Annotated in this window: 24 protein-coding genes; 9 read left to right on the top strand and 15 right to left on the bottom strand. The window is 63.9% G+C overall.

What is annotated here, in order from left to right; all coding sequences use genetic code 11:
- The first annotated feature begins 42 nt into the window (after window positions 1–42).
- Complete coding sequence (locus tag AC5ZFO_RS34500) at window positions 43–477, top strand: hypothetical protein (protein WP_085398740.1); 435 nt, start codon at window positions 43–45, stop codon at window positions 475–477.
- Window positions 474–839, top strand: coding sequence for a hypothetical protein (locus tag AC5ZFO_RS34505; protein ID WP_282523344.1), 366 nt, complete (start codon window positions 474–476; stop codon window positions 837–839). Before AC5ZFO_RS34500 ends, AC5ZFO_RS34505 begins: the two co-directional genes overlap by 4 nt.
- A 91-nt stretch (window positions 840–930) precedes the next feature.
- Here the strand turns inward: AC5ZFO_RS34505 and AC5ZFO_RS34510 are convergent, their stop codons facing one another.
- The 6 genes from AC5ZFO_RS34510 to AC5ZFO_RS34535 all read right to left on the bottom strand — a co-directional run bounded on the left by AC5ZFO_RS34510 (window position 931) and on the right by AC5ZFO_RS34535 (window position 5,731).
- Entirely contained in the window at window positions 931–1,608 is a 678-nt protein-coding gene (locus tag AC5ZFO_RS34510; RefSeq protein WP_282523343.1) for a hypothetical protein, read from the bottom strand.
- 181 nt (window positions 1,609–1,789) lie between these two features.
- Window positions 1,790–2,224, bottom strand: a complete 435-nt coding sequence (locus tag AC5ZFO_RS34515) for a hypothetical protein (protein ID WP_496123196.1) — start codon at window positions 2,222–2,224, stop codon at window positions 1,790–1,792.
- 149 nt (window positions 2,225–2,373) lie between these two features.
- Complete coding sequence (locus AC5ZFO_RS34520; protein ID WP_282523341.1) at window positions 2,374–3,960, bottom strand: tetratricopeptide repeat protein; 1,587 nt, start codon at window positions 3,958–3,960, stop codon at window positions 2,374–2,376.
- Between the two features lie 212 nt (window positions 3,961–4,172).
- The gene (gene greA, locus AC5ZFO_RS34525) at window positions 4,173–4,655 is read right to left on the bottom strand and encodes a transcription elongation factor GreA (RefSeq protein ID WP_496123197.1); all 483 of its coding nucleotides are present in this window, start codon (window positions 4,653–4,655) and stop codon (window positions 4,173–4,175) included.
- A 91-nt stretch (window positions 4,656–4,746) separates the two neighbouring features.
- On the bottom strand, window positions 4,747–5,232 hold the full coding sequence (locus AC5ZFO_RS34530; RefSeq protein ID WP_282523339.1) for a hypothetical protein: 486 nt from the start codon (window positions 5,230–5,232) through the stop codon (window positions 4,747–4,749).
- A gap of 160 nt (window positions 5,233–5,392) precedes the next feature.
- On the bottom strand, window positions 5,393–5,731 hold the full coding sequence (locus AC5ZFO_RS34535; RefSeq protein ID WP_282523367.1) for a hypothetical protein: 339 nt from the start codon (window positions 5,729–5,731) through the stop codon (window positions 5,393–5,395).
- 270 nt (window positions 5,732–6,001) lie between these two features.
- Between AC5ZFO_RS34535 and AC5ZFO_RS34540 the strand changes: the two genes are divergently transcribed.
- Complete coding sequence (locus AC5ZFO_RS34540) at window positions 6,002–6,235, top strand: DUF3551 domain-containing protein (RefSeq protein WP_282523338.1); 234 nt, start codon at window positions 6,002–6,004, stop codon at window positions 6,233–6,235.
- A 337-nt stretch (window positions 6,236–6,572) separates the two neighbouring features.
- Window positions 6,573–8,111, top strand: a complete 1,539-nt coding sequence (locus AC5ZFO_RS34545) for a peroxidase family protein (protein ID WP_282523337.1) — start codon at window positions 6,573–6,575, stop codon at window positions 8,109–8,111.
- A 168-nt stretch (window positions 8,112–8,279) separates the two neighbouring features.
- Here AC5ZFO_RS34545 and AC5ZFO_RS34550 read toward each other — a convergent pair whose 3' ends face one another.
- The 4 genes from AC5ZFO_RS34550 to AC5ZFO_RS34565 form a co-directional block, all read right to left on the bottom strand.
- Window positions 8,280–8,645 (bottom strand): hypothetical protein, encoded by a 366-nt coding sequence (locus AC5ZFO_RS34550; protein ID WP_282523336.1) that lies wholly within the window; start codon window positions 8,643–8,645, stop codon window positions 8,280–8,282.
- Window positions 8,646–9,330: 685 nt separating this feature from the next.
- The gene (locus tag AC5ZFO_RS34555) at window positions 9,331–9,978 is read right to left on the bottom strand and encodes a hypothetical protein (RefSeq protein ID WP_282523335.1); all 648 of its coding nucleotides are present in this window, start codon (window positions 9,976–9,978) and stop codon (window positions 9,331–9,333) included.
- Between the two features lie 256 nt (window positions 9,979–10,234).
- Window positions 10,235–10,753: a hypothetical protein gene (locus AC5ZFO_RS34560; protein WP_282523334.1), complete on the bottom strand. Its 519-nt coding sequence runs from the start codon at window positions 10,751–10,753 to the stop codon at window positions 10,235–10,237.
- 38 nt (window positions 10,754–10,791) lie between these two features.
- Window positions 10,792–12,339 carry an acetolactate synthase large subunit gene (locus AC5ZFO_RS34565; protein ID WP_282523333.1) on the bottom strand — a complete coding sequence of 516 codons (1,548 nt, stop codon included), beginning with the start codon at window positions 12,337–12,339 and terminating at the stop codon, window positions 10,792–10,794.
- Between the two features lie 378 nt (window positions 12,340–12,717).
- On the opposite strand from AC5ZFO_RS34565, the gene AC5ZFO_RS34570 reads away from it, so the two are divergent.
- Both AC5ZFO_RS34570 and AC5ZFO_RS34575 read left to right on the top strand, forming a co-directional pair.
- Complete coding sequence (locus AC5ZFO_RS34570; protein WP_282523332.1) at window positions 12,718–13,296, top strand: L,D-transpeptidase; 579 nt, start codon at window positions 12,718–12,720, stop codon at window positions 13,294–13,296.
- Between the two features lie 84 nt (window positions 13,297–13,380).
- A complete protein-coding gene (locus AC5ZFO_RS34575; RefSeq protein ID WP_282523331.1) occupies window positions 13,381–14,196 on the top strand; it encodes a DUF2927 domain-containing protein in 816 nt (271 codons plus the stop codon).
- 191 nt (window positions 14,197–14,387) lie between these two features.
- Here the strand turns inward: AC5ZFO_RS34575 and AC5ZFO_RS34580 are convergent, their stop codons facing one another.
- From AC5ZFO_RS34580 to AC5ZFO_RS34590, 3 genes are read right to left on the bottom strand one after another with little or no spacing between them, the layout of a single operon-like run.
- Entirely contained in the window at window positions 14,388–15,527 is a 1,140-nt protein-coding gene (locus AC5ZFO_RS34580; RefSeq protein ID WP_496123199.1) for an alanine racemase, read from the bottom strand.
- On the bottom strand, window positions 15,517–16,170 hold the full coding sequence (locus AC5ZFO_RS34585; RefSeq protein ID WP_282523329.1) for a helix-turn-helix transcriptional regulator: 654 nt from the start codon (window positions 16,168–16,170) through the stop codon (window positions 15,517–15,519). Before AC5ZFO_RS34585 ends, AC5ZFO_RS34580 begins: the two co-directional genes overlap by 11 nt.
- A gap of 9 nt (window positions 16,171–16,179) precedes the next feature.
- Window positions 16,180–17,307: a threonine synthase gene (locus tag AC5ZFO_RS34590; RefSeq protein WP_282523328.1), complete on the bottom strand. Its 1,128-nt coding sequence runs from the start codon at window positions 17,305–17,307 to the stop codon at window positions 16,180–16,182.
- Between the two features lie 377 nt (window positions 17,308–17,684).
- Here AC5ZFO_RS34590 and AC5ZFO_RS34595 point away from each other — a divergent pair, with 377 nt between their 5' ends.
- The 3 genes from AC5ZFO_RS34595 to upp all read left to right on the top strand — a co-directional run bounded on the left by AC5ZFO_RS34595 (window position 17,685) and on the right by upp (window position 20,999).
- Window positions 17,685–18,941 (top strand): GTP cyclohydrolase II, encoded by a 1,257-nt coding sequence (locus tag AC5ZFO_RS34595; RefSeq protein WP_282523327.1) that lies wholly within the window; start codon window positions 17,685–17,687, stop codon window positions 18,939–18,941.
- A 7-nt stretch (window positions 18,942–18,948) separates the two neighbouring features.
- Window positions 18,949–20,187 carry a URC4/urg3 family protein gene (locus tag AC5ZFO_RS34600; protein WP_282523326.1) on the top strand — a complete coding sequence of 413 codons (1,239 nt, stop codon included), beginning with the start codon at window positions 18,949–18,951 and terminating at the stop codon, window positions 20,185–20,187.
- Window positions 20,188–20,369: 182 nt separating this feature from the next.
- Window positions 20,370–20,999 carry a uracil phosphoribosyltransferase gene (gene upp / locus AC5ZFO_RS34605; protein WP_282523325.1) on the top strand — a complete coding sequence of 210 codons (630 nt, stop codon included), beginning with the start codon at window positions 20,370–20,372 and terminating at the stop codon, window positions 20,997–20,999.
- Between the two features lie 9 nt (window positions 21,000–21,008).
- On the opposite strand, the gene AC5ZFO_RS34610 is transcribed toward upp, so the two are convergent.
- Window positions 21,009–22,121, bottom strand: coding sequence for a M48 family metallopeptidase (locus tag AC5ZFO_RS34610; RefSeq protein ID WP_282523324.1), 1,113 nt, complete (start codon window positions 22,119–22,121; stop codon window positions 21,009–21,011).
- A 3-nt stretch (window positions 22,122–22,124) separates the two neighbouring features.
- Complete coding sequence (locus tag AC5ZFO_RS34615; protein WP_404979835.1) at window positions 22,125–23,279, bottom strand: YjgN family protein; 1,155 nt, start codon at window positions 23,277–23,279, stop codon at window positions 22,125–22,127.
- Window positions 23,280–23,594 lie beyond the last annotated feature (315 nt).

A 23,594-nucleotide genomic window follows, 5' to 3' on the forward strand; every position in this document is an offset into this window, starting at 1 on the left:
GGGAGTGAGGTTCTGGCGACAGTACTCCTGATTATTCACGGCTTGGTCGCCGTTGCACTGCTTGGCGCGATTACGCACCAGACCTTGGCGACGTGGGCGACTGTGGGAACGCGCCCCAGTTCGTTTTTCGGCCGCTTTCGCTCCGTGCCATCGGCCCGATTCGCCGACGCCGTCGTCGTCTTGTATGCCATCTCCATCCTGCTTGGTGGGATCATCTATCTGTATTTTCGCGTCGACATCAGGCCAGAGTTAGAGCGCGCCGGTCATTGGCCAGCCCTGGGCTTCTTCGACCTCAAGGAGCACTTCGCCGCTATCGGTTTTGCGTTGCTACCAGCCTACTGGGTTTGCTGGCGACGGCCGCGTGCCGACGAGCCTGCTCAGACGCGCACGATGCTCACCTCGATCCTCGCCTTTGTCATCTGGTGGGGCTTCCTAACTGGCCACGTCGTAAACAACATCAGGGGTTTCGGCGCATGACGTTATCAGCTGCGTTCCGCCGCTTTGCCTTCGCGTTCGGGACGACATTTGGCTTCCTCTACGTGGTTGCACTCGCGAAGGACCTTGCTCTTTTCACCGTTTTCCCGTCGCTCGGCATCGTGCTGCCGGGCACGCATCATTCGCGAGACGTTGCTGACCCTGCGATGGGATTTCTAGCTCCAGCGATGTACTGGTACGGGTGGGCCGCGACGGCCGCGCTCGGGGCACTGATCGTCGCCCTCGTTGCTGCGTCGTTACCCGGACGTTCAGTGCGAAACTTCTGGTCGGGATGGGTGTGGGTAATTCCCATCCTCTCAATGATCGCTTGCGTCTATCTCACCCTGCCTTGGTTCAGGCTCTGACTTGGGTGCTTCCGCACATGGATCATGACCGACCAAGCTCAAAGCGAGCTCTCTGGTCGGAAAACCGCTTCGCGCTGTTCCGGATCAAGCTTCAAGCAGCCCGATCCGGCCGCAAGGCCGCGTAGAGACCGACGAGGGTTCCGATGGCGACCAGGCCTGCCGCCAGCAGAACCTGCAATTCCCCATCATCGGTGGCGCCTGCGGACGACACCAGCCTGGTCACGACGACGAACAGAATGCCCACGGAAGCCGCCGCCCCCACGCAAAGATGGGCAAGCTCTCGCGTCAGGTTCCGGCCGAGAAGTCCGAGTGCCGTAAAATACATCGCGCAAGCATTGGGATGAATGAACAAGGCAACGCGCGCATAAGGACCGTAGGAGTCGAGAAGGGACTCACATCGGTTCAGTGCCGCCTTCGAGGCAACCCGCTGCAACATCGGTCTGAAAAAGCGAGCCTGCCCGTAACTCAGAACGGCGCCCACCATGATGGCCAGCCACGCCACGACAAAAACGGAAACATCCGCGGGCTTCGGATTGAGCGCCACGGACATCAGGATGAGGGCGGTTCCGGGAAAATAGCCGAAATACGGAAAGACCGACTCCAGGAGCACGCAAGCGAACATGAAGACCGGAAACCATGCCGAACCGGTCGCATCCTGGACGATCGCGTTCAAGTCGAACAGGTTCGTCTTGTACAGCACGAGGTACATGCACATGGCCAATCCGGCCAGCGCATAGAACGGCAACGCGCCCGACAGAAACCGTCTCATCCAGCCGCCGCGCTTTGTTTCGCGGACACGGCGGAGACCTTCGATATCGGGACAAGACGACGGAAACGCATGGTTGATGTTTTAGGCGAATGACATTGCCCCTGTCGATAGCAATCCTCGCCCCAGCTGCGCGGGCCATTCGCCGCATTGAAACGCCCGCCGATCAGGAAGGCGCAGTTAATCACAGACCCAGTGTGACTTCAGCCCAGTGCATCGCCGTGCTGCCGCCCAGAAACTCGATCACGCGGGGTTCGATGGTCTCCGGCCGATCGTGGCCAATGACGGCGGTCGCCGCGATCATGTCGCAACGCTCGTTGTAGACGACCGACACCAGCGTTTTGCCGGGAGCACCACGTGAGTTGAGCGTGTAGGCGCGGCTGCGACCTTTCATCGACGCAATCGTGATGGGATGGCCGGAACCGCGTGGAGAGACTTCGCCGACGAGAACGGTATCGCCCATACGATCGAGGTCATCATCATCGGCGACGCCCGTCGCGCAATTGCAGAAACCTATCTTGGCGCGCAGGTACAGCATCACCTCGACACCGCAGTCGGAAGCCCTGCAGCGGAACGCCTTTCCCTTGCCCCATTGGTCCATCGAGAACGGCCAGGTCACCTCCTGCCACACCGGCGTGGCGGAATTCGCGGCGGCATGCCGTGGCACATGGAGCCACAAAAGCGATGCCGCCAGCGCGCTTCCCAGCGAGATTGCTGCGACGGCGGTGGCGGCTGCCCTTCTCATGATTCCACCGTTCTCGTTCCGGCTCAGTTGCTGGCGAGGTATTGCTTCGCCGCCGCGACCTCGGGGCGTTCCGAATCGGCACTGGCGGTCAGCGTCACGAGCTGCTGACAGTTCTGTCGTGCCGCTTCCCTGTCACCAAGGGCTTCGGCCGCCTTGGCCGCCCCCGCGAAAGCGTGCAGGCGGTTCGGCTCTTTCGCCTTGGTTGCCTCGAATGCAGCAAGCGCCTCCTTGGCCATGCCGCGATCGAGCAGCATGAAGCCGTAAAGTTCGCGCGCCGGCGCCAGCGGCCCGGGCGTGATCACGTGCTTTTCCGTCTTGTCCTCCGCATCCGCCGCGGCACTCATCGCATTGAGCGCCTCGTCATACTTGCCCTCGGCGTAAAGCACCCAGGCGACGGCGACCTGACGCTGGATGTCGACGATTCCGGCCCAATAATTGTCTTTGGCGTCCTGCAGCTTGTCGCGCAATTCCGCCAGCTTCTGGACGTCGGCCTTGGCGGCCTCCGGTTTGCCGGAGCGTGCCGCGCCGAGCGCCCGGGCGAAGTGCGATACTGCCATCGCAAAATTGAGGTTGCTCGGCCTGACCGGCAGCTGCGAGGCACCCTCCCAATCGCCACGGTCGATCGCATAACGCGCCGGCGAAGCCGCCAGCGCGTAATCTGCCGCCGCGACTGTCGCCTTGAAGTCGGTCTCCTTGATCATGTCGTCGATGACGGCGCGCGCCTGCTTGTCCTGGCCGAGCTGCAGGTAAGCATAGACCATGTAGTCTTGCGCGTGCAGATAGTTGCCGACCGACTTTTCGGCCATCGCGGCTTTCACGGAAGCTGTGTTGGAGTCGATCGATTCCTTCCAATAGCCGACGCGTGTGTAGATGTGGGAGGGCATGTGCTGGGCGTGCGGCGCGGCCGGTGCGATCTTGGCGTAACGATTGGCGGCATCGAGCCCTTTCTGCGCCAGCGCCGGATAGTCGTAGAGATGGATCAGATAATGCGTCACGCCCGGATGCAGCGGCAGCCGCCTGGAGATCGGTTCGAGGATCGCCGCACCCTTGATTTGCTGCGCGTAGGTCTTGTCGTTCAGATCCGCCGACGTATTGAGCGTGATGGCGTAGGCGATCTGGGCTTCGTCGTCGTCCGGATATTTTGCCGCGACCCGCGCCTGCGCGTCACGCAGCATGCGCATCCGCTGGACGTGAGGGATCTTGTCGTAATCGGCATACATCACCATCAACGCATCGATGTAGTCGCGTTCGCGCTCCGTCGCGGCGCCGATCTCCTTGGCCTTCATGATCGCGGCGAGGCCCGGCGCCAGGTTCGGCTTTGGAATCGCATTGTGCGGATTGTCCATGTAGGTGAGCGCAATGCCCCAATAGGCCATGCTGCATGTCGGGTCAGCCTTGATGGCTTCGTCGAAGATCTCCTTGGCGTTGGCGTACCAGTAGGAATGCTGATAGCGCATCCCGCGATCGAAACGACGCTGGGCCACATCGTTGCAAGAGGTCTGGAAATGAACGCTGCCGAGCTGCTGATCCACATCGTCTTGCGCGACCAGAGCCTGCGGTCCTGATAGGCCGAGAGCGGCTGCGATGACGAGGAACAGGGACTTCCGCATGGATCCCTCCCTTTGCCTGACACGCAATGAATTGGTCTTGGTATTGGTCTTGATAGCCCTCACTATATGACGTTCGCGGTTTTTGCTGAACAGCTAAGTCGCGGCAGCGCAACTGACCCAGCGCCGCCTCGAAGTTGGCGAAACCAATCCGGAGCCAGTGCTGTCGGAATTCGATCCTTACGCGCCCGCCATTCAGGCCTCGGATCACATCCCTATGCGATCGACAGAATCTCGATCTCTTGCGCGCCTGAACCCACGACATCGCCCACCGCCTTCCCGATCAGCGACTTCGCAACCGGTGCCACGAACGAGATCGATCCGGCCTTTGGATCCGCTTCGTCCTCGCCGACGATGCGATAGGTCTGCACGCGGCCGTCGCTGCGGCTGAAGGTCACGGTGCTGCCGAAGGCGACGACATCGGTCGACGCCGGATGGGGAATGACCTGCGCCGTGCGCAGCCGTTCAGTCAGATAGCGAGCGTCGCGCAAGGGCACCGCCGACTGCCGGCGCTTTTCGTTGACGTCCTCGATGGCTTGCGCGGCTTCATAGGCCTCGCGCGCCTCGCGAAGCTGCGCCTGGAGCGCCTGCAAGCCTGCTTCCGTCACGAGATTTGGATGCGGCGAGATCGGGCGATCCGGCAGCAGCGTCTCGGACGCGGTTTCGGCGCTTTCTTCCTTGGTAAAGGCGACGCTCAATTCAAAATCCTGTCGAACTGTTTCGGACACCCGCTCGCGCCGCGCCCCGCAGCGGGAATCGCGCCGAACAGCCGCCGGTGATTGTCCCGGACTATATCTCAAGTTCGACGAAACGGCGCAGCTTGAAGACCAGGTCCGGCACGGCCTGGCGGAACCGCGTCGCGTTCTGGAACGTGGTCGAGAACGGCGCGAAGGTGATCATCGCGTTCCAGTGCTTGTAACCGTAGACCGTGACGGAGGCGCCGGTCGCCGGAAAATTCTCCAGCTTGCGCAGCTCGCCAAGCACGAGATCGGCAATCGCCTCGGCAGGAAGCAGCTTCTTGCCATCAGGCGTCGTCGTGATTTTCGCAGGCCGCTCGACCGGCTTCGCGGCAGCCGGAACGGCATCGGGCGCAGCGTCGGGTTCGGCCGGTGCAGGACCGGGGATGGACGGCTCGACCAGGTCGAACCCGTTCGTCGGCGCTGTCGGCGGAATCTCGGTGAGCGGCGGCGGAGCACTGCTGTCTGCGCGCTTGTTGCCTCCCAGGATGCTGCTGATCATGGCCACAAGGCCAGCATCCTTCACGTCGTCGCTCATTTCTCCCCCCGGGGCTTCGGCCTACTCTAGCACCGCTCTCGCAGACCGCCACTGGGGATGTATGGCCGGATTCCGCTTGGTTAAGGCCGTTACGACAAGGCCGTCACACGATGGCACCGGCGGCCCGACGTCGGATCACGTCGCGCCGCCGTGAGATCCGTCACTGCTTATCGAACGGAATGTACCGTTGGTACTGCTTGGGCACAGAGCTGCGGTAGCGCGCGGGCACGGTGCCGCTGTCGACCGAATGATCGATTTCCTGCTGCCGCGTCATCTTCTTCTTCGCCGGCTTCTTCGATGCGCTCTTCTTGGAGTCGGCCGGCTGGCTGGAGGTGTCGCCGGTCGCGGCCGGCGTTGTCGTCGTCGTTGCCGGCGCAGTGGTTGTCGCGGCAGGCGCTGCGGTTCCACTGGCGGCCGGCGCACTCTGGGCCAGCGCGAGCGGAGTTTGCATGAGAAGCGCCAGCGCTGCTGTCGCAGCCAGCAAGTATGACCTTTGCATTAGAACCTCCAAAATACCTGATCCGCAAAATACCTGATCCGGATCAGACAAGCCTAGTTTTCCAGGATCGACGCGCGCAAGTCTTCTCACGATAGGCCCGGACCCCCACCGCGAACTGTGGCGTAGATCACATTGCTGGCCGCCGGCTGCGTCATGATGTGCCATGTCGCGAACGCACGGCATTCCGCCGACACCAAGATAGGCATGACATGCCTCAGACGAGCCCGGCTCGCTGACGTTCCCGTCCACTCGCTCTCGAAGGAGATTGAAATGCGTCGCATCATCCTCACTCTCGCATCGTTCGCCGCCCTGGTCGCCGTAGCATCCCCGGCCGCCCAGGCACATCCTGCAAACGATCGATATTGCCTGCAGGGACGCATGTGGGGTTATCCCGGCAACTGCCAGTTCGCGAGCTATCAGCAGTGCCTCGCCACCGCCTCCGGCACGTCGGCCTATTGCGGCATCAATCCGCGCTACGCGTTCTCGCAGCAGTATGCCTACTGACGACATCGCGGCGTGCGCGCATGACGCGCACGCCGCCACACTTATTGCGTGAAGACGATCCACTTCGACGACAGTCCGGCGAACTCATTTGCGCGAAGCCGCTTTGCGCATGCCGATGACGAGAATGTTATCCGTCATCGCTCCGGGAAAAATTTGCAAAGCGCGGCCGCAGCTTGTTCGCAACGCTCCCTCCCGGAACAACATCGATGTCGCGCGCTGTGTGAAGCAGATCGCTTGTGGCACCCAATCGCCTGATCTAGCGTGACCTGCATATTCTGTTGCGAACAACTTTAGCTTTATTCGTTGCACGTCGTGACTTTTCAGGGAGGTGTTTTCAATGAGCAGCCGCCACAGCATTGTTCCGCGCGGTCTGAACGCAACGCGTTCGCCGCTTTCCCAGGGCCGCTTCGGACGCATGTTCCGCAAGCTCAGGCCGGCGAAATTCGGTCCGAACGACGCCGACAATGTCGCGAACCTTTCGGCGCTGGCCGACAAGATGGTCGCCGACTTTGATGCTCCGAAGGACGGGCCGGACGCAGAGGAGAGCGGCATTCCCGCGCTCTACACTTATTTCGGCCAGTTCATCGACCACGACATCACCTTCGATCCGGTCAGCTCGCTGACCAAGCAGCAGGACCCCGACGGGCTCGTCGACTTCCGCACGCCGTCGCTCGATCTGGACAATCTCTACGGCCGCGGTCCGAACGATCAGCCCTACATGTATGACGGGATCAAGTTCCGCCTCGGCGAGAAGCTGACCGGCGCGGGCGTGCCCGATGCCAGCGACCTGCCGCGCTTCAAGGGCCGCGCCCTGATCGGTGATCCCCGCAACGACGAGAACAGCATCGTCTCGCAGTTCCAGGCCTTGATGCTGCGCTTTCACAACCGCATGGTCGACGACAATGACAACCTGTCGTTCGAGGACGTGCAGCAGCGCGTCCGCTTCCATTATCAATACGTGGTGCTGAACGACTTCCTGCCGCGCATCGTCCACGCCAGCGTGCTGGACGAGCTGAGGACCGCGGGCCAGTACGACCGCAGCAAGCTCGCCCACTATCACTGGAAGACCTATCCGTTCATGCCGGTCGAATTCTCGGTTGCGGCCTACCGTCTCGGCCATTCCATGATCCGCCCCGGCTATCGGCTGAACGATGCGGACAACATGCTGTTGCAGATTTTCCCCGATCCCCACAATCCCGACAAGAACGCGCTGACCGGCTTCCGCGCCATGGGCCCGGGACGCGCCATGGACTGGGGCCGCTTCATCGATCTGGACACGCGCCCTTACGGTGTCGAGGACGACGACACCAATCCCGACAATAAGCGGCGGCTGCAGTTCGCCTATCGCATCGACGCCTCGCTGGTCGACCCGCTGCGCAAGCTGCCGCCGGAGGTCGCGTCCAATCCGTCGTCGCTGGCGCTGCGCAATCTCGAGCGCAGCTGGCGGCTCGGCCTGCCCTCAGGCCAGGCCGTCGCCAGGGCGATGAACCTGACGCCGCTGACGGACGATCAGATCATCATCGGCAAGGCCGTCGACGAGCCCGGCGCGGGCGATCCGCAAACCGGGATCGCGACCATTGCGAGTGGCGTGTTTGCCGGCAATTGCCCGCTCTGGACCTACATCCTGGCCGAGGCGCGGCAATTCCAGACCGCGGTGACGATCCCGGCCACCGGCGCGCCAACGACCGGAATCAACACGCCGCAGCTCGGCCCCGTCGGCGGTCGCATCGTTGCCGAGGTCTTCCTCGGCATGATGTTCGGCGACAATTCCTCCGTGCTGTCGCTCGACCCGCAATGGACGCCGGTGACCGGCTCTGGCTTCGCGCTGAAGGACCTCGTCGCCTACGCGCTCGGCCAGGGCGATCCGCTGCACTGAGCCTGCGACGGAAGATGATGCAGGGCCGCTCGCGTCACGCGGGCGGCTTTGTACTCACCAGTCGCGTCCGGTCTTCTCTTGGAAGGCGACATTGGAAACGACATGCATCATGTCGGCCTTGGGCCACAACCGGACTCGGCCTTTCCAAGATAACAGACCTTCATCCACCTACTGTTTATTACGGTCCTTGCTTGATCGCCTTGGAGGGACGAGCTCGGGGTGGGCTGAGACAAATGCGGCCTGTAAGCACGTGAGCAGTTCGACGTAACTTTGCATCTCTATCGACGCAGGGCCCTCGCAACGATTGCGAACATCACTGGGACTGGTGGCCCACAAAGTGCTTATTTGTTGTTGCGCCTGCTTTTCGTCTTTCATGCAGTCCGAGAAAATCTGAACGGCGGTCAGTCCCAGTGCTTTGGCATTCTCTACTGTTGCCTTGCACAGCGCCTCCACATTCAGCACCGGAACCTTATCAGCGACCGGTATCGGGACCGGTTGGCCCACTAGGGCCAGCGATAAGAATGCAATCTTCATTTTCAGTCCCCTGCAAATAGACGTTCCCGCTTCGCGAGCTCCGCAGGTCCAGAAAATCACCTTTGATCCGGCGCAAGGCTTCGCAGCTTCCATGCCTGGAGCGGTGAAGCGAAGGAGGGGTTACGACCTTGGCGGCGTCAGGTAATGCCCGCTTAGGGTCAACATCAGAGGAACCCTGGTTGACCCTGGTTGAGTATATCGAGCCCACTTCACTCCAAAGAGTGGACTCTAGCGGACATACCGGGTCGGCCGGTTGGAGTCACAAGCTGACATCACCTTTAGCAGGTAACTCCCGTTGCGCAGCGGCGCACCGCCCGTCGATCCGTTCTCCGCGCAACGCCAGCGACGCTCGTTGCAGTTGCCGGTCTTCCTACTCGGGCGTAAGCATTGTCCGACGATACGGACAACCCCTTCTCTTGCGACCACTGAACCGAAATCGGGGCGGCGCACAATATCGTCGCTCCCACCAAAATTGCGCCAAACATGCTCATCTTTTTCATGAGATTGTCCTCGCCAATAGTGATAGCTGCGGGTTCTGCATGCGAGATTTCCAGGTCTTCGTACTTGATCCAAATCAAGCGATTCAAATTGCTTGACCTGTCAAGGCGCGACCGCCCCGACGCAGGTGAGACGTCAAGGCCATCCGCTTGGTAGTTGACCACTTCCGAACGCAAAAGCCTTCGTTTCACCAGTTCCAGCCGCCGTAGTAGCGTGGAATCAGCGTCGGTCGTCCGGTGACGTAACTGCGGTTGGCGTAGCCGCCGTAATAGTCGGCAGGGTAGCCGCCAGCGGCATAGGCGTCGCCGTAGTAGCGCGGAATTAGCGTTGGCCGTCCGGTGACGTAACTGCGGTTGGCGTACCCGTCGTAATAGCCGGCAGGGGAGCCGCCAGCTGCATAGCTGCTGCCGTAGTAGCGCGGAAACAGCGTTGGCCGCCCAGTGACGTAGCTGCGATTGGCGTAGCCGTCGTAGTAGCCAGGACTGGCGTAATAACTGCCATAATAATTGCTAGGGGCGCCCCACCCGGTGTCTACATGAGGGCCGCCACGATAGTACCCAAAAGGTGAGGTGGCCGCTATCGCGCCCGTCCCAATCGCGCCGGCCGCCAAGCCAGCACCGACCACACCAGCACCGTAGCCGTACGCAGCCCGCCGGTAATGGCGACGCGCAACGCCGGCACCGCTAAGGGGTGTCAATGGGCGACCAATCCGCGCCTGCGCGCTCTCAACTGACAGCGAGACACCGCGCTGTTCAGACCAGCTGAACGAGAACAACGTCGCGCACACGAAGGCCGAGGTTGCAATTGCAACTTTGCTCAGACTCATCTGCTTCATGGACGTTCTCCACTATCCACTAAGCCTGCCCCATAGAATGAATGCATGGTCGCTGTTGGAGGGCATTGCGCCAGATCAAGGGACTTCGACGGAGCTGCTCGCTTTAGTTCAGTTAGAAGTGCTGACGCATTGAAGACACCTCTTGCTGGGCGCTTCGGGCACGTCAGCGTCAGCTATGGGTGATAAGCAGTCGATATTGGCGGAGCGAGATGACTTCCGCTTTGTCTCCGAAATCTAACGTTGATGAGCACACGCCCTAATGCGCAGCCCCGAGGTCGGTCTCGGCGAGGCGCGTTGCGAACCAGCGCGACAGCGAGTCTTCCACGACGCCGCTGACATAGACCTCCGAAATCGTCACATGGTGTCTGTCCAGCACCAGCAGCACGCCGATCCAGTAGGCGAACCAGACATGGGCGTCGGTCAGCGCCATCAGCTTGTGCTGGTCGTGCTCGAGCGAGGTGTGATTGCTCGCCTTGCGGATCTCGACGGCGAGCAGATTGTTCGGGATCTCGCGCTGATGGACGACGACGTCGGGGTAGATCGACTTTCCCAGATGATCGTCGGTGGAGACGATGGTGCCGTGCGGCAGGTGCAGCGTGCGCTCGCCGAGGCGATCGTAGTTGCAATCGACTGACCAGCCGGCGAATTGCCGCTCCAGATAGACGGCGAAGCGGTGCGTCACCGCCCGCTCGCCGACGTCCTTCTCGAACAAGAAGCCTTCGTGGGCGTAGAGGTCCCGGAGCGCCGCGATCACCTTGTTCAGCTCGGTCTGCATCGTGCCCCCCGGCCCTCGGCGCTGCCTGATGCTGCGCCCTACATCTGGACTTCGATCAGCCGCGGCCCGGGCTCGGCGACGGCTTCGGCGAGAGCCTTGTTGAACTCTTCGGCATTGGTGACCGCGCGGCCGGGGACGCCCATGCCCTTCGCCAGCCCGACGAAATCCAGCGTCGGACGGTCGAGCCGCAGCATGTCGTTGGCGCGCTGGCCGGGCTCGCCGGCGCCGACATTGTCGAACTCGCCGCGCAGGATCTGGTAGATGCGGTTGGCGAACACGATGGTGACGATGTTGAGGTTCTCGCGGGCCTGCGTCCACAGCGACTGGATCGTGTACATCGCGCTGCCGTCGCCGACCATGGTGATCACCTTGCGATCCGGACAGGCGATCGCGGCGCCGATCGACAGCGGCGTGGAGAAGCCGATCGAGCCGCCCATGTTCTGGAGCCAGTCGTGCGGAGCGGCCGCCGCCGTCGGCGGGAAGAAGCCGCGGCCGGTGGTCAGCGATTCGTCGACCATGATCGCGTTCTCGGGGATGGCGCATGCGATCGCCTGCGCGATCGAGGCGAAGGTCAGCGCGCCGGTCGGCTGCACCAGCTCAGCCAAGGCCTGCGGCTTGACGTCCTTCGCGCTCGCCCTCACCGCGCCGGCCAGCGCTTCGAGTGCCGCGACCGAATTCTCGCCCCAGGTGGTCATGCGGTGCACCTCGCAGCCCTCGGGCTTGAGCATGCTCGGCTTGTTCGGATAGGCGAAGAACGCCACGGGATCATCGGACTCGATCAGCACGATGTGGCGGAACTTCTCCAGCATCGGCAGCGCGTTCTCGATCACGTAATGGATGCGGTCGATCGAGAAGCGGCCGCGGCCGCGCGCCATCTTCGGGCGGAAGGTCGGCCCCATCACGGTGCAGCCGGTCTTGCCGGCGATGCGCTCGGCCAGCGCCAGGCCCTTTTCGCTCAGCGCGCTGCCGGTCATCAGCAGCAGCGTGCGCTCGCCGTCGCCGTGCAGGATTTTTGCGGCCTGCTCGACCGCCTGCGGCGAATAGCTCGCGCGCTGCTGCTCGGCCGGCACCTCGGCGATGCCGTCGGCCTCGTTCCAGGCGGTGTCGGCGGGCAGGATCAGGGTCGCGATCTGCGGCGGCGCGCTTTTGGCGGCGGCGATCGCGGCGGCGCCGTCGGCGGCGACCGATTTGGAATCCGGCGAGGTGCGGACCCAGGACGACATCGGCCGGGCCAGGCCCTCGATGTCGGAGGTCAGCGGCGCGTTGTAGCCGATGTGGTACACCGCGTGCTGGCCGACGATGTTGACGATGCCGGAATTCGCCTTCTTGGCGTTGTGCAGATTGGCAAGGCCGTTGGCGAGGCCGGGGCCGAGATGCAGCAGCGTCGAGGCCGGCGTGCCCTTCATGCGGAAATAGCCGTCGGCGGCGCCGGTCACCACGCCTTCGAACAGGCCGAGCACGCAGCGCATGCCCGGCACGCGGTCGAGCGCCGCGACAAAATGCATCTCGGAGGTGCCCGGATTGGTGAAGCAGACGTCCACCCCACCCTTGACCATCGTCCGCACCAGGCTTTCCGCACCGTTCATTCTTCAGCTCCCGCGACCGGCAATGTCCAATAATCCGTCCGATCAATCATTGTTCGCTCGTCTCGTCAAAGCAATAGCCGGCATCGCGGCCCTGCCCCGCGCGACGATGCGCCGGTTTGGCTAATGCCCCGTTCCGATGGAATTGGAACGGGCATTAGATTCTTGTTTTGACGCGTTTTCTTGATGCGAACCGGTATCCACTTCGCTTGAAAACGCTCTAACGCTTTCCGGCAAATTGGCGCGGTTGCCGATTTGGTAACGCCAATCATTAAGTATGGTGTATTTGTAAAGGACCTGCCTCACGGGGCCGTGGCTTGCGAAAAGCCCGCAAATATGGCCTGTAAGTTCAGTTGATCGATTTTTTGCTGGGGGGAAACAATGATCCGGTTTTTTGCCGCACCGATTGCCGCCATCGCATTGCTGTCGACCGCCGCCGGCGGCGCATTCGCCGAGGGGTTCGACTCGCGTGACATCATGGGCTTCGGCCCGAGCTTCTTCCGCGGCGGCTCGAGCCCGATCCCCCGCACCACGGTCTACTATAACGGCAATTACGCACCCGGCACGGTCGTGGTGAACACCAGCGAGCGCCGCCTCTATCTGGTACTCCAGAACGGCCAGGCGCTGCGCTATGGCATCGGCGTCGGCCGCGACGGCTTCCGCTGGGGCGGGGTGCACAAAATCACCGCCAAGAAGGAATGGCCGGACTGGACGCCGCCGTCGCAGATGCTGGCCCGCCGGCCCGACCTGCCGCGCCACATGAAGGGCGGCATCGAGAATCCGCTCGGCGCGCGCGCGATGTATCTGGGCTCGACGCTGTACCGCATCCACGGCTCCAACGAGCCGGAGACGATCGGCCAGGCCGTGTCCTCGGGCTGCTTCCGCATGACCAACGAGGACGTCAGCGATCTCTACAGCCGCGTCTCGGTCGGCACCAAGGTGGTCGTGCTCAACAACTAGCCGCCGGCGAACTGCGGGAACCCGCAGGGCGCGTGAATATGCGGTCTTGTGCGTCGCTTCCGAATACGGCAGCGTCGGGACGCAATGAGCGCATTGGCCCCGCCTTCGTCAGGCTTTCGCATCGCCCTGCTGGCGCTCGCCACTTTCGCGTTCGTCCCTGACACCGCTACCATCGCCGTCGCGGGCGAATTGCCCGCGATCGCCTCGCGCCAGCGCGCCGAGAAGAAGAGCTTCACCGACGGCGAGATCGTCGAAGGCTTCCTGAAGACGGCGTTCGGCGCCGAATACCACCTCGCCGGCCGCGTCGACCGCATCCGGAAGTTCGACGGGCCGGTGCGCGTCTACGCCGAGAGCGAGCGCGCCGACCGCAAGACGCAGCTCGCCAAGGTCGTGGCCGACATCGGCAGGCGCGTGCAGCATCTCGACATCGCCATGATCGACACCAGCGAGGCCGCGAATGTGCGGGTGAAGCTGGTTCGCGACCGCGACCTGTTTCGGACGATTTCCAGCTTCTACGGCGCGGAGAAGGCGCGCGAGATCCGCACCTCGCTCGATCCGCAATGCCTGTCGGGTTTCCGCAAGAACGACAATTTCGAGATCGAGCATTCCGACGTGATCCTCACCGTCGACAACGGCGATTTCACCTTCCTCGACTGCGCCTATGAGGAATTGTTGCAATCGCTCGGCCCGATCAACGACACCGCGAGCGTGCCGTGGACCATGTTCAACGACAATGTGTCGATGGGCTATTTCGACGTCTACGACCAGTACATCCTCAACCTGCTCTACGATCCCCGCATCAAGGCCGGCATGACCGTGCAGGAGGTCAGGGCGGTGCTGCCCCAGGTGCTCGCCGATGTGCGCGCCTGGGTGAAGCGCGTGAATGACCTGAAGGAGTAGGTGCTGTTACCCTCCCCTCGAGGGGGAGGGTCGGCTCGCATTTGAGCGAAGCGAAAATGTGAGACGGGGTGGGGTGACAGTCTCTCCACCGAAGCGCTGCCCGTGTGGAGAGATCACCCCACCCCGCTCGCGCTGCGCGCGATCGACCCTCCCCCTCCAGGGAGGGTAAGCAAGGCCCCGCGACGCACTTCCTACCACCCATTGATCCGCGGCCAGACCGCGCTGACTCCGCCTTCACCATCCAGCACCTGATAGCGATCATATTGTGCGCCGGTCGCGCAGGCGTGGTTGGTGAGGATGCGGATGCGGGAGCCAATGGGCAGGTCGGGCAGCGCGGCATTCGAGCCTTTTCGAAGCGCTATGATGCCGTGCTCCTGGTTGGCATCGGTGACGATGAGGTCCGGGTACGGTTTTCCGGCGAGATCGCAGACCACGCCATAACCCTGGTCGAGCGCCTGTTTCGCCGTGCTGCGGTCGCGCGACAGCGCCATCCAGCCGGCATCAGCGATGATCCAGCCTTTTGCCGTCTGGTGGCCGATGACGGTGGCAAGCACGGAGAGCACGAGATCGTCCATTGCCACCGAGCTGACGCCGGCCTGATAGAGGTCGCCGAACATGAAGACGCCGGCGCGCACCTCGGTAATGCCTGTCAGGTCGCGCACATAACGCGCGGTCGGTGTCGCGCCGACGCTGACGACGGGACAAGGCAGACCTGCGCTGCGCAAGGCGTTCGCCGCAGTCACGGCGGCGATGCGTTCCGCTTCTGCCGCATCCGCGATGGCTGCGGGATCGTTCAGTGCGTAGCTGTCGCCAGCGTGCAGCAACACGCCGCGCAAGGTCGCGCCACCTGCGACCAGACGCCTGCCGATGGCGACCAGCGTTGCCGCGTCGGTCGGAGCGACGCCGGAGCGATGGCCGTCCGCGTCAACCTCGACCAGCGCCGGAACCGCGTCGCCGGTGCTCGCGGTATGTGCGGCGACGGCGTCAGCTTGTTCGATGCTATCGAGGATCACGGCGAGATCGGCGCCGGTGGCGCGGATGGCGGAGACGCGATCGAGCTTCGCGGGTGCGATGCCGACGGCGTAGATCATGTCGCGCACGCCGCCGGCCGCGAAATATTCGGCCTCGCGCAGCGTCGAGACCGTTGCCGGCCCAGCGGCCGAGGTCATCGCGATGCGGGCGACGTCGAGCGATTTTGCGGTCTTCAGATGCGGGCGGAAGGCCACGCCGAGAGGCGCGAGATGCGCCTTCATCCGCGCGACATTGGCGCGGAGCCGCTGCTCGTCGAGCAGCAGACAGGGCGTTTCGAGGTCCAACAGATTAGCGGGCATCGGCATACACCGTGGCACGCGACACCCCGAGATGGGCCGCGATGATGTCCGAGGATCGACGTACCTGCATGCAGCCGGCGTCCCGCAATTCGTGCAGCAGTGCGCGGCGATCTTCGGTGGTGAGCGCGCGGGGCGTGGTGGCGCGGCGCGCGGCGAACTGGTCGATATGAGCGCGGATGGCGTCCGCGCCCACGGGGATGAGCTGCTCGCGCGGGCTGTTGTTCGCATCGACGCTGACGAACTGGCCGATGGCGCTCTGCAAGCCCTGGAACAGCGTCAGGTCGACGTTGAGGCAGAGCGCAGCAACGTAAGAACCGTCCGCCCCCTTGATACCGATGGAGGTGCTCTTGGCCTGCCTTCCGTCGGCGAAGCTGTTGGCGTAGTTCGAAATCACCTGCGCATAGTCGGGGTCGGCAATGCGTGCGAGGCCAAGCTCGGTCGCGCCCTGGCCGACCTTGCGGCCCGAGAGGTTGTTGTGAATCGCGACGATCGCCTGCCGGGGATCAGTGAGATCGTGCAGCACGACCTCGCAGAACGGCGCGAAGGTCTCGCCCAGCCCTTGCGCGATCTGCTGCAGCTGATCGAACAGCAGTTTGCGCTCGGCGTTGGTTTTGCTCGATATGGCGGTCTTGCTGCGGCTCATCGCCTGACCTTATTGCACGAGATCGGCGACGGTGGTCGCGGCTTTCAGGCCGGTGCCGGTGAGCACCGCGACCGTGGTCTCCTTCGCCTTGATCGATCCGGCAGCGGAGAGTTTTTCCAATGCGGCGGCCGCGCTGGCGCTGGTCGGCTCCGCGAACAGGCCCTGCCGCGCAAGACGCCGCAAGGCTGCGACGATCTCGTCCTCGGTCAGTGCAACGGTGCCACCGCCGCTCTCGCGCAAGGCAGCGACGATCTCGCGCAGGCGCAGCGGATTCTTGATCGCGGTGCCCTCGGCGATGGTCTTGCTCACCTCGCGCGCGACGGGCGTATCGACGCCGGCCTTGAAGCTTGCGTCGATCGGCGAGCAGTTTTGCGGCTGCGCCGCGAACAGCCGCGGCAGCTTGGCGATCTGGCCGGCCTTGAGCAGCTCACGGAAACCGAAGGCGCACCCCAAGAGGCTGCTGCCGGCACCGACCGGAACGATGACGTTGTCGGGCGCGCGGAAACCAAACTCCTCCCAGATTTCATAGGCGAGCGATTTTGTGCCTTCGAGAAAAAACGGCTGCCAGTTGTGGCTGGCGTAAAAGGTCTGGCTCGACTGGCGAATGGCCTCGGCTTCCGACTCCTCGCGCGGGCCCTCGACGAGCTGCACCGTCGCGCCATAGGCGCGCACCTGCGCGATCTTGGCCGGCGACGTCGACGCGGGCGCCAGGATCTTCACGCGCATGCCGCCGGCAGCACCCAACCCGGCCATCGACGAGCCACCATTGCCGGAAGAGTCTTCGAGGATCGCGTCGACGCCGATCTGGCGCAGGAACGACAGCATCACCGCCGAGCCGCGGTCCTTGAAGCTGCCGGTCGGGTTGAACCATTCGAGCTTGAAGAACGGGCGCAGGTCGCCCCAGTCCTGCTGAACCAGCGGCGTGCAACCTTCGCCGAGCGTGATCGGACTGTTGATCTCCACCGGCAGCGCCGCCCGGTAGCGCCACAGGGACCGCGTGCGGCTGTCGATGTCTTCGCGCGAGATCCCTGCCCCCGGCGTCACCAGCAGCGGCGTGCGCTCGTCCGAGCACCAGCGCGGCTGCTCCAGCGCGTAAAGCTTTCCATTGCGGGGGTCGATGTAGCTGGCGGCGGGCATGGCGGACTCCAGGGCGAGGCGACCTAAACGTTTTGTCTGATTATGTACGTTTTGTCCAGTCTCGGCGCACGGCCACCACGCCGTCCTCTTGAAAACATAAAAAATATAACTACTTCAAATCCTTAGACCTATCGCGCGGATCGAATAGCAAGATTCGTCCAGAGCGAAAGTGCGGCCTTCGGGCGAGCCGGACCTGCCCGTCGGTGACGGCAATTTGGCCAGGGTCGCCTGCCCGGCGTAGCACCATTAACTTGTCTGTCGTCGTCAGCCGCTACAATATGTTGGATTGAGCTCGCGTCGCCGGTGTTCGGCACCGGCAACGCAAGTGAGCCAGGCCCGTCCGAGCGGCGGGCCGTCGGCTTTTTGGGAGCCTGGACATGAGCCGCGCGAACCGTACCGATCACATCCGCCTTACCTCCCATCCGGAGCCGGGCAAAAAGGCCGCGTTTCCGATTCACTGGGGCGCAGCCGACGCGCGCACCCGGGGGCCGATCATCGGCACGGTATCGCGCGCTGGGGATCGCAACGTGATCGGCAGCCATGGCGGCTCCTACGCGATGTACCGGGCGCTCGCGGTGTCCGCCGGCGCGCTCGATCCGATCCGCCGGCCCGACCTCACCAACACCTTTCCGGCCGCGACCATCGGGCCATTTGAGCAATGGCGCGATCCCGACAAGATCGTCGCGCTCGATCCCTGGGGGCATCTCGTCGCTGAGAATTTCGGCAAGGACATCGCCGAGGGCGTCGATATCCGTCCAAGCATCGCGGTGACGCGTGCGCGGCTCGACCTGCCTGAGATCCGCGAGGCGCTGGCCGCAAAACGGCTGCGCGCCGACGGCGAGGTCGTGCACGCCAATGGCAGCGTCTCCGTGGTGAAGATCGCGATCGATCCGGTCTGGTACCTGCCGGGCCTTGCGACGCGCTTCGGCACCGGCGAGACCGAGCTGCGGCGCACGCTGTTCGAGCAGACCGCCGGCATGTTCCCCGAGCTGGTCACGCGTCCGGACATGAAGGTGTTTCTGCCGCCGATCGGCGGCACCACCGTCTACATGTTCGGCGATGTGACAAAACTGCCGGACCACCGCACCAAGATCACCTGCCGCGTGCATGACGAGTGCAACGGCTCCGACGTGTTCGGCTCCGACATCTGCACCTGTCGGCCCTATCTCATCCACGGCATCGAGGAATCCGCGCGCGGCGCGCAGGAGGGCGGGCTCGGGCTCGTCATCTACAACCGCAAGGAAGGCCGCGCGCTCGGCGAGGTCACCAAATTCCTGGTCTACAATGCGCGCAAGCGCCAGGAGGACGGCGACGCGGCGGCCGCCTATTTCGAGCGCACCGAATGCGTCGCCGGCGTCCAGGACGCGCGCTTCCAGCAATTGATGCCGGATACGATCCACTGGCTCGGCCTGAAGCGCATCGATCGCTTCCTGTCGATGAGCGACATGAAATACGACGCGCTGACCTCGCAAGGCATCGACATCGTCGAGCGCGTGCCGATCCCGCTGGAGCTGATCCCGGCCGACGCCCATGTCGAGATCGCCGCGAAGAAGGCCGCCGGCTACTACACCACCGACATCGCGCCGGAGAAGGACGTGGACGGCGTGGTCGGGCGCTCGCTGGAAAAGTACTGATCGCGCGATGGCGGAGGCTTTGGAACAACAGGCCCGCTCCCTGCTCAGCGCAGGAGCGGTTCGCGCGCGTGCCGCAAAAATGCTCGAGATCGGCCTCGCCGGCGGGCTCCGGCACTTCACGATAGACCTCGACCGCATGGATGGCGTGGCGGAGGCCGTGATCGCGGTCACGCGCAAGGCCTATCCGACGCTGGACATCCCCTTCCATGCCCGCTGGCGGCATTTCGTGCTCGGCGGCGTCGATCGCTGGGCGGGCCTTGCCGACAAAGTATCGTGGCCGGATCGCGCGGCGCGTGCGCGCGCGGAGTTCGACCTCGCCATCGTCAGCGTGCTGCTCGACGCAGGTGCGGGAGCCACGTGGCGCTATCGCGACGCCGGGACCGGCGAAAGTATCGGCCGATCGGAGGGGCTCGCCATCGCAAGCCTCGACATGTTTGCAGGCGGCCTGTTCTCCGGCGATGCGCGTACACCGTTCAGGGCCGATGCAGACGTGCTGGCGAAACTACCGCTCGCCTCCCTCACCTCCGCCTTTCAGGTGAGCGATGCCAATCCGCTGCTCGGTCTCGACGGACGCACTGACCTGCTGCGGCGTCTGGGCAAGCTGGTTGCTGAGCGTGCGGAGATTTTCGGCCTGCACGATACGCCGCGGCCAGGCGGCCTGTTCGATCACATCGCGGCGCAGGCTGTGGGCGGCGCGGTCGCCGCGCCCGCCATCCTGTCCGCAGTGCTGAACCAGCTTGGACCGATCTGGCCGTCACGGCTCGAGCTCGCCGGGATTCCGCTCGGTGATTGCTGGCGTCATCCGACCATCAAAGCTGACGACGCAACGGCAGGCCTCGTGCCCCTGCACAAGCTGTCGCAATGGCTGAGCTATTCGTTGATCGAACCGCTGCAGCGCGCCGGCTTTGACGTCACCGACATCGACGGCCTCACCGGGCTTGCCGAGTACCGCAATGGCGGCCTGTTCGTCGATCACGAGGTGCTGCGCCTGCGCGATCCCGCCGATGCCGAGCGCGCGCATGCGGTGGATTCCCTGCTCGTCGTGGAGTGGCGCGCGCTCACCGTCGCGCTGCTCGACCGGCTTGCGGGCAGCATCCGCGCCAGGCTCGGCCGCACGCCCGAGACCTTGCCCCTCGCAAGCATTCTCGAAGGTGGCAGCTGGGCTGCCGGCCGCGCCATCGCCTTCGCGCGCCGGCCCGACGGTTCGCCGCCGCTCAAGGTGATCAGCGACGGTACGGTTTTTTAAACCCTCTCCCCCTGTGGGAGAGGGTGGCTTCGCGAAAGCGAAGCCGGGTGAGGGGTTGTCTCCGCGAAGACATCTCTCACTTGAGTTCGCGGAGAGAACCCCTCATCCGGCGCGCGTTGCGCGCCACCTTCTCCCACAAGGGGAGAAGGAAGAAGCGCCGCCTCGTCGGTCAGGAGCAACATATGGAAGGCGTCACGATCGTCGATCATCCGCTGGTGCAGCACAAGCTGACGCTGGTGCGGGACAAGTCCATCTCGACCAAGTCCTTCCGCGAGCTGATCAAGGAGATCGGCATGCTCCTGTGCTACGAGATCACGCGGGATCTGCCGCTCGCCGATACCGTCATCGAGACGCCGCTGGCGACGATGCATTCGGCCAAGATCGCCGGCAAGAAGCTGGTGTTCGTGCCGATGCTGCGCGCCGGCACGACCTTCGTCGAGGGCATGATGGATCTGGTGCCGACCGCGCGCGTCGCCCATATCGGCATCTACCGCGAGCCGCACAGTTTTGCCGCTGTCGAATATTTCTTCAAATCGCCGTCCGACCTCAGCGAGCGCCTGGCGATCGTGGTGACCCCGGTGGTCGCCACCGCCAACACCGCCGTCGCCGCAATCGACCGGCTGAAGGAGCGCGGCGCCAGGGACATCCGCCTCGCCTGCCTGATCGCGGCCCCTGAAGGGCTCGAACGGCTGCGCGGACTGCACCCCGACGTTCCGATCTGGACGGCTGCGATGGACGAAGGTCTCGACGAGAACGGCTTTATCCTGCCGGGCCTCGGCGATGCCGGCGACCGCGCTTACGGGACGCGGTAGGCGAAAAGGTTAGATCTTCCCGCTGCCGCAAATCAGCTTGAGCGACTGCCATTCCTTGTCCGTCAGCAGCGGCGGGCCGCTGGCGGGACGATCTTCCTTCGTCATGCGCGCGAGGCGGTCTTCGGTGAGCGGGTGGCTCGCCAGGATCGTGGTGAGGCCGGAGCCGCCTTCCTTGCCGGTGATGCGGAACATCAATTCGGCCGCGGGCTTCGGCGAGCGGCCGAGCTTGTGCATGATCTCGATCGCGAACGTATCCGCGGCGGTCTCGGCCTCGCGCGAATAGGAGGCTTCGACCACGCTGCGCGAGGCGAAGATCACGGCGCTCGAGCCGGTGACGTCGCCGAACAACAGGCCGATCAGGAACGAGGTGCCGCCGTTGTAGATCAGCCCGCGCATGTTGTCGTAATGCTTGAGATGGCCGAGCTCATGGGCAAGGATGCCGGCGAGCTCGTCGGGGTTTTCGGCCTTGTCGACCAAGCCCCTCAGCACGTACACCTTGCCGCCGGGCAGCGCGAATGCATTCGGCACCGAGGTCGGCAGCACGCCGGCCGTCATGGAATCGTCGTCGAGGCCGGCGGCATCGCGCAGACGGTTGACCAGTTTTGTGAACGCGGCCTTGCCCGCGGGGTCTTCGCACGCCTTGCGGCCGAAGATGGTTTTCACCTGGACTTCGGAGGCGTCGCCGATGCGCCGTTCGATCGGCTTGGGCACCAGCGGCGCGAGCCGGTCGGCAGCGAGCGGCACACCGAACAGCACGACGCAAACGATGGAGACGGCGGCGGCCACCGACCAGCCGACGATCTTTGCGACACCGCGACGCGAGGTCTGGTGCTCGTCGAGACGCATGCAGCGGGCGGTCACGTCCGCGGCGAGCGCGGCGTCGCGAATTTCAAGCCGCGCCAGCGGCGGCGCGGATGTCGAGGCCAGGCGTAATATCCCGGCCGGACTGTCGGCGCGGCGAATGTCGGCATAGGCCCAGCGAACCGGCGCGCCGCCCTCCTCGACGATATCGAGCGCATCACCGAGCGCCAGCGACACCTCCCGCCTGCGGCTCGACACGCCGTCGAAGAAGATCGTCGGCTTGGCGGACTGCGCCGGAACCTCGGTGGACAACTCACTCACAGATCAGAATCCCGCGACATCGAGCCCATCGGCAAAGCCTTCGCCGAGCGCGCTAGCAAGCTCACCGCTGCCGCGCACATCCGCCGCGGCTCCGATGTTGTGCACCTCGACGGTTTCCAGCACCTTGGCCCAGAGATCGCGTTGCAGATAGACACGCATGACGATGTTGATCGCAAGCGCCACGGCGAAATAGCCGATGACCATCATGACCAGCATCGGGATGCTCTTGCCCGCATTTCCGGGGCCGAAGACCTGATCAGCCGGAACGCCACTCAGCTGGACGACGAGGAAGGCGCCACCGCCCATATAGGCGGCGAAAATGGTCGAAAGCAGCATCCACCAGCCGATCACTTTCCAGTACAGGCCGTAGAACGCGTTATGCGGCAACTCCGAGGACAGGCTGACGCCGCCGATGCGGATGCCGTCGAGCCACCAGCGCCATTCACGCGCCTTGAACTCGGCATAGAAGAACGGGGCGAGCGGGAAGATCACGAGCGCGATCGGGCTCAAGAGCCACAGCCACCAGCCGCGCTTGAAGAAGGTCCAGCCGTCGCCTTCGAAATCGCCGGGGAGATCGCCGTAATGAGTGTGCCGCATCTTGTAGCGTTCGAGCGACGCCTCGCGCCAGGGCAGCGCCAGGCCGAGGGTGAGGAACACCAGCAGCCCCCACGCCATGGCGCGGAACGAATAAGCCCAGCCCGAGCCGTCCATCCAGAACCGGACGCCGCGCCAGACTGTGCGCGTCAGGCGATAGCGCCGCGCGCGAAAAATCGCGAACTGGCCGAAGGCATAGAAGCTGATGAACAGCGGCGTCGAGGCAAAGCCCTGCCAGCGCTCGAACTCGATGCCGATGAGAAAATAAGCGAGGTAGATCGGCACCAGGATCGCGAGCGCGAACAGGAAGCCGATCAGCAGCTCCTTGGCCCGGCCGGTGTATTCGGCCGCATCGCCGTCGACCGCGGTGTTCGTCCACAAATGACGGCGGATGTCGGTGACCAGCCAGAACCGGTAGAAGCCGAAGGTGACGAGCTCAAGCATGGCACCCTTGGTGACCATTTTGCGGAACTCGGAGCGGTTGCCGGTGAAATCGACCCGCGTGGGCGGCAGCGGCGGCGGTAAGGGTTCGGAGCCGATGGGGGCCCATTGCATGTCGTTCACGGCGGCAACCTCGGGGTGCGGACCTGGTACGGTCAAACTATAGATCAGAGATTGGTCGATCCCCAAGATGGCTGGGTTCGATTTACCTCGATTTCTCGGATGATTCCGCAGGCGCGGGGTGCGGGAGATCACGTTGACACATCTGCGTGACGGTTGCTGATCCGTAGCCCGGATGGAGCGGAGCGTAATCCGGGACAGCGCCAATGGCGGCCCGAATCCCGGATTTCGCTCCGCTCCATCCGGGCTACGCATCTAGCCACCTCTCGCAAAGGTTGGCTGTGGCAAAACTCTCCCTTGCTCCGACGCAGACAACCG

This window comes from Bradyrhizobium sp. Unk1 (assembly GCF_059512345.1).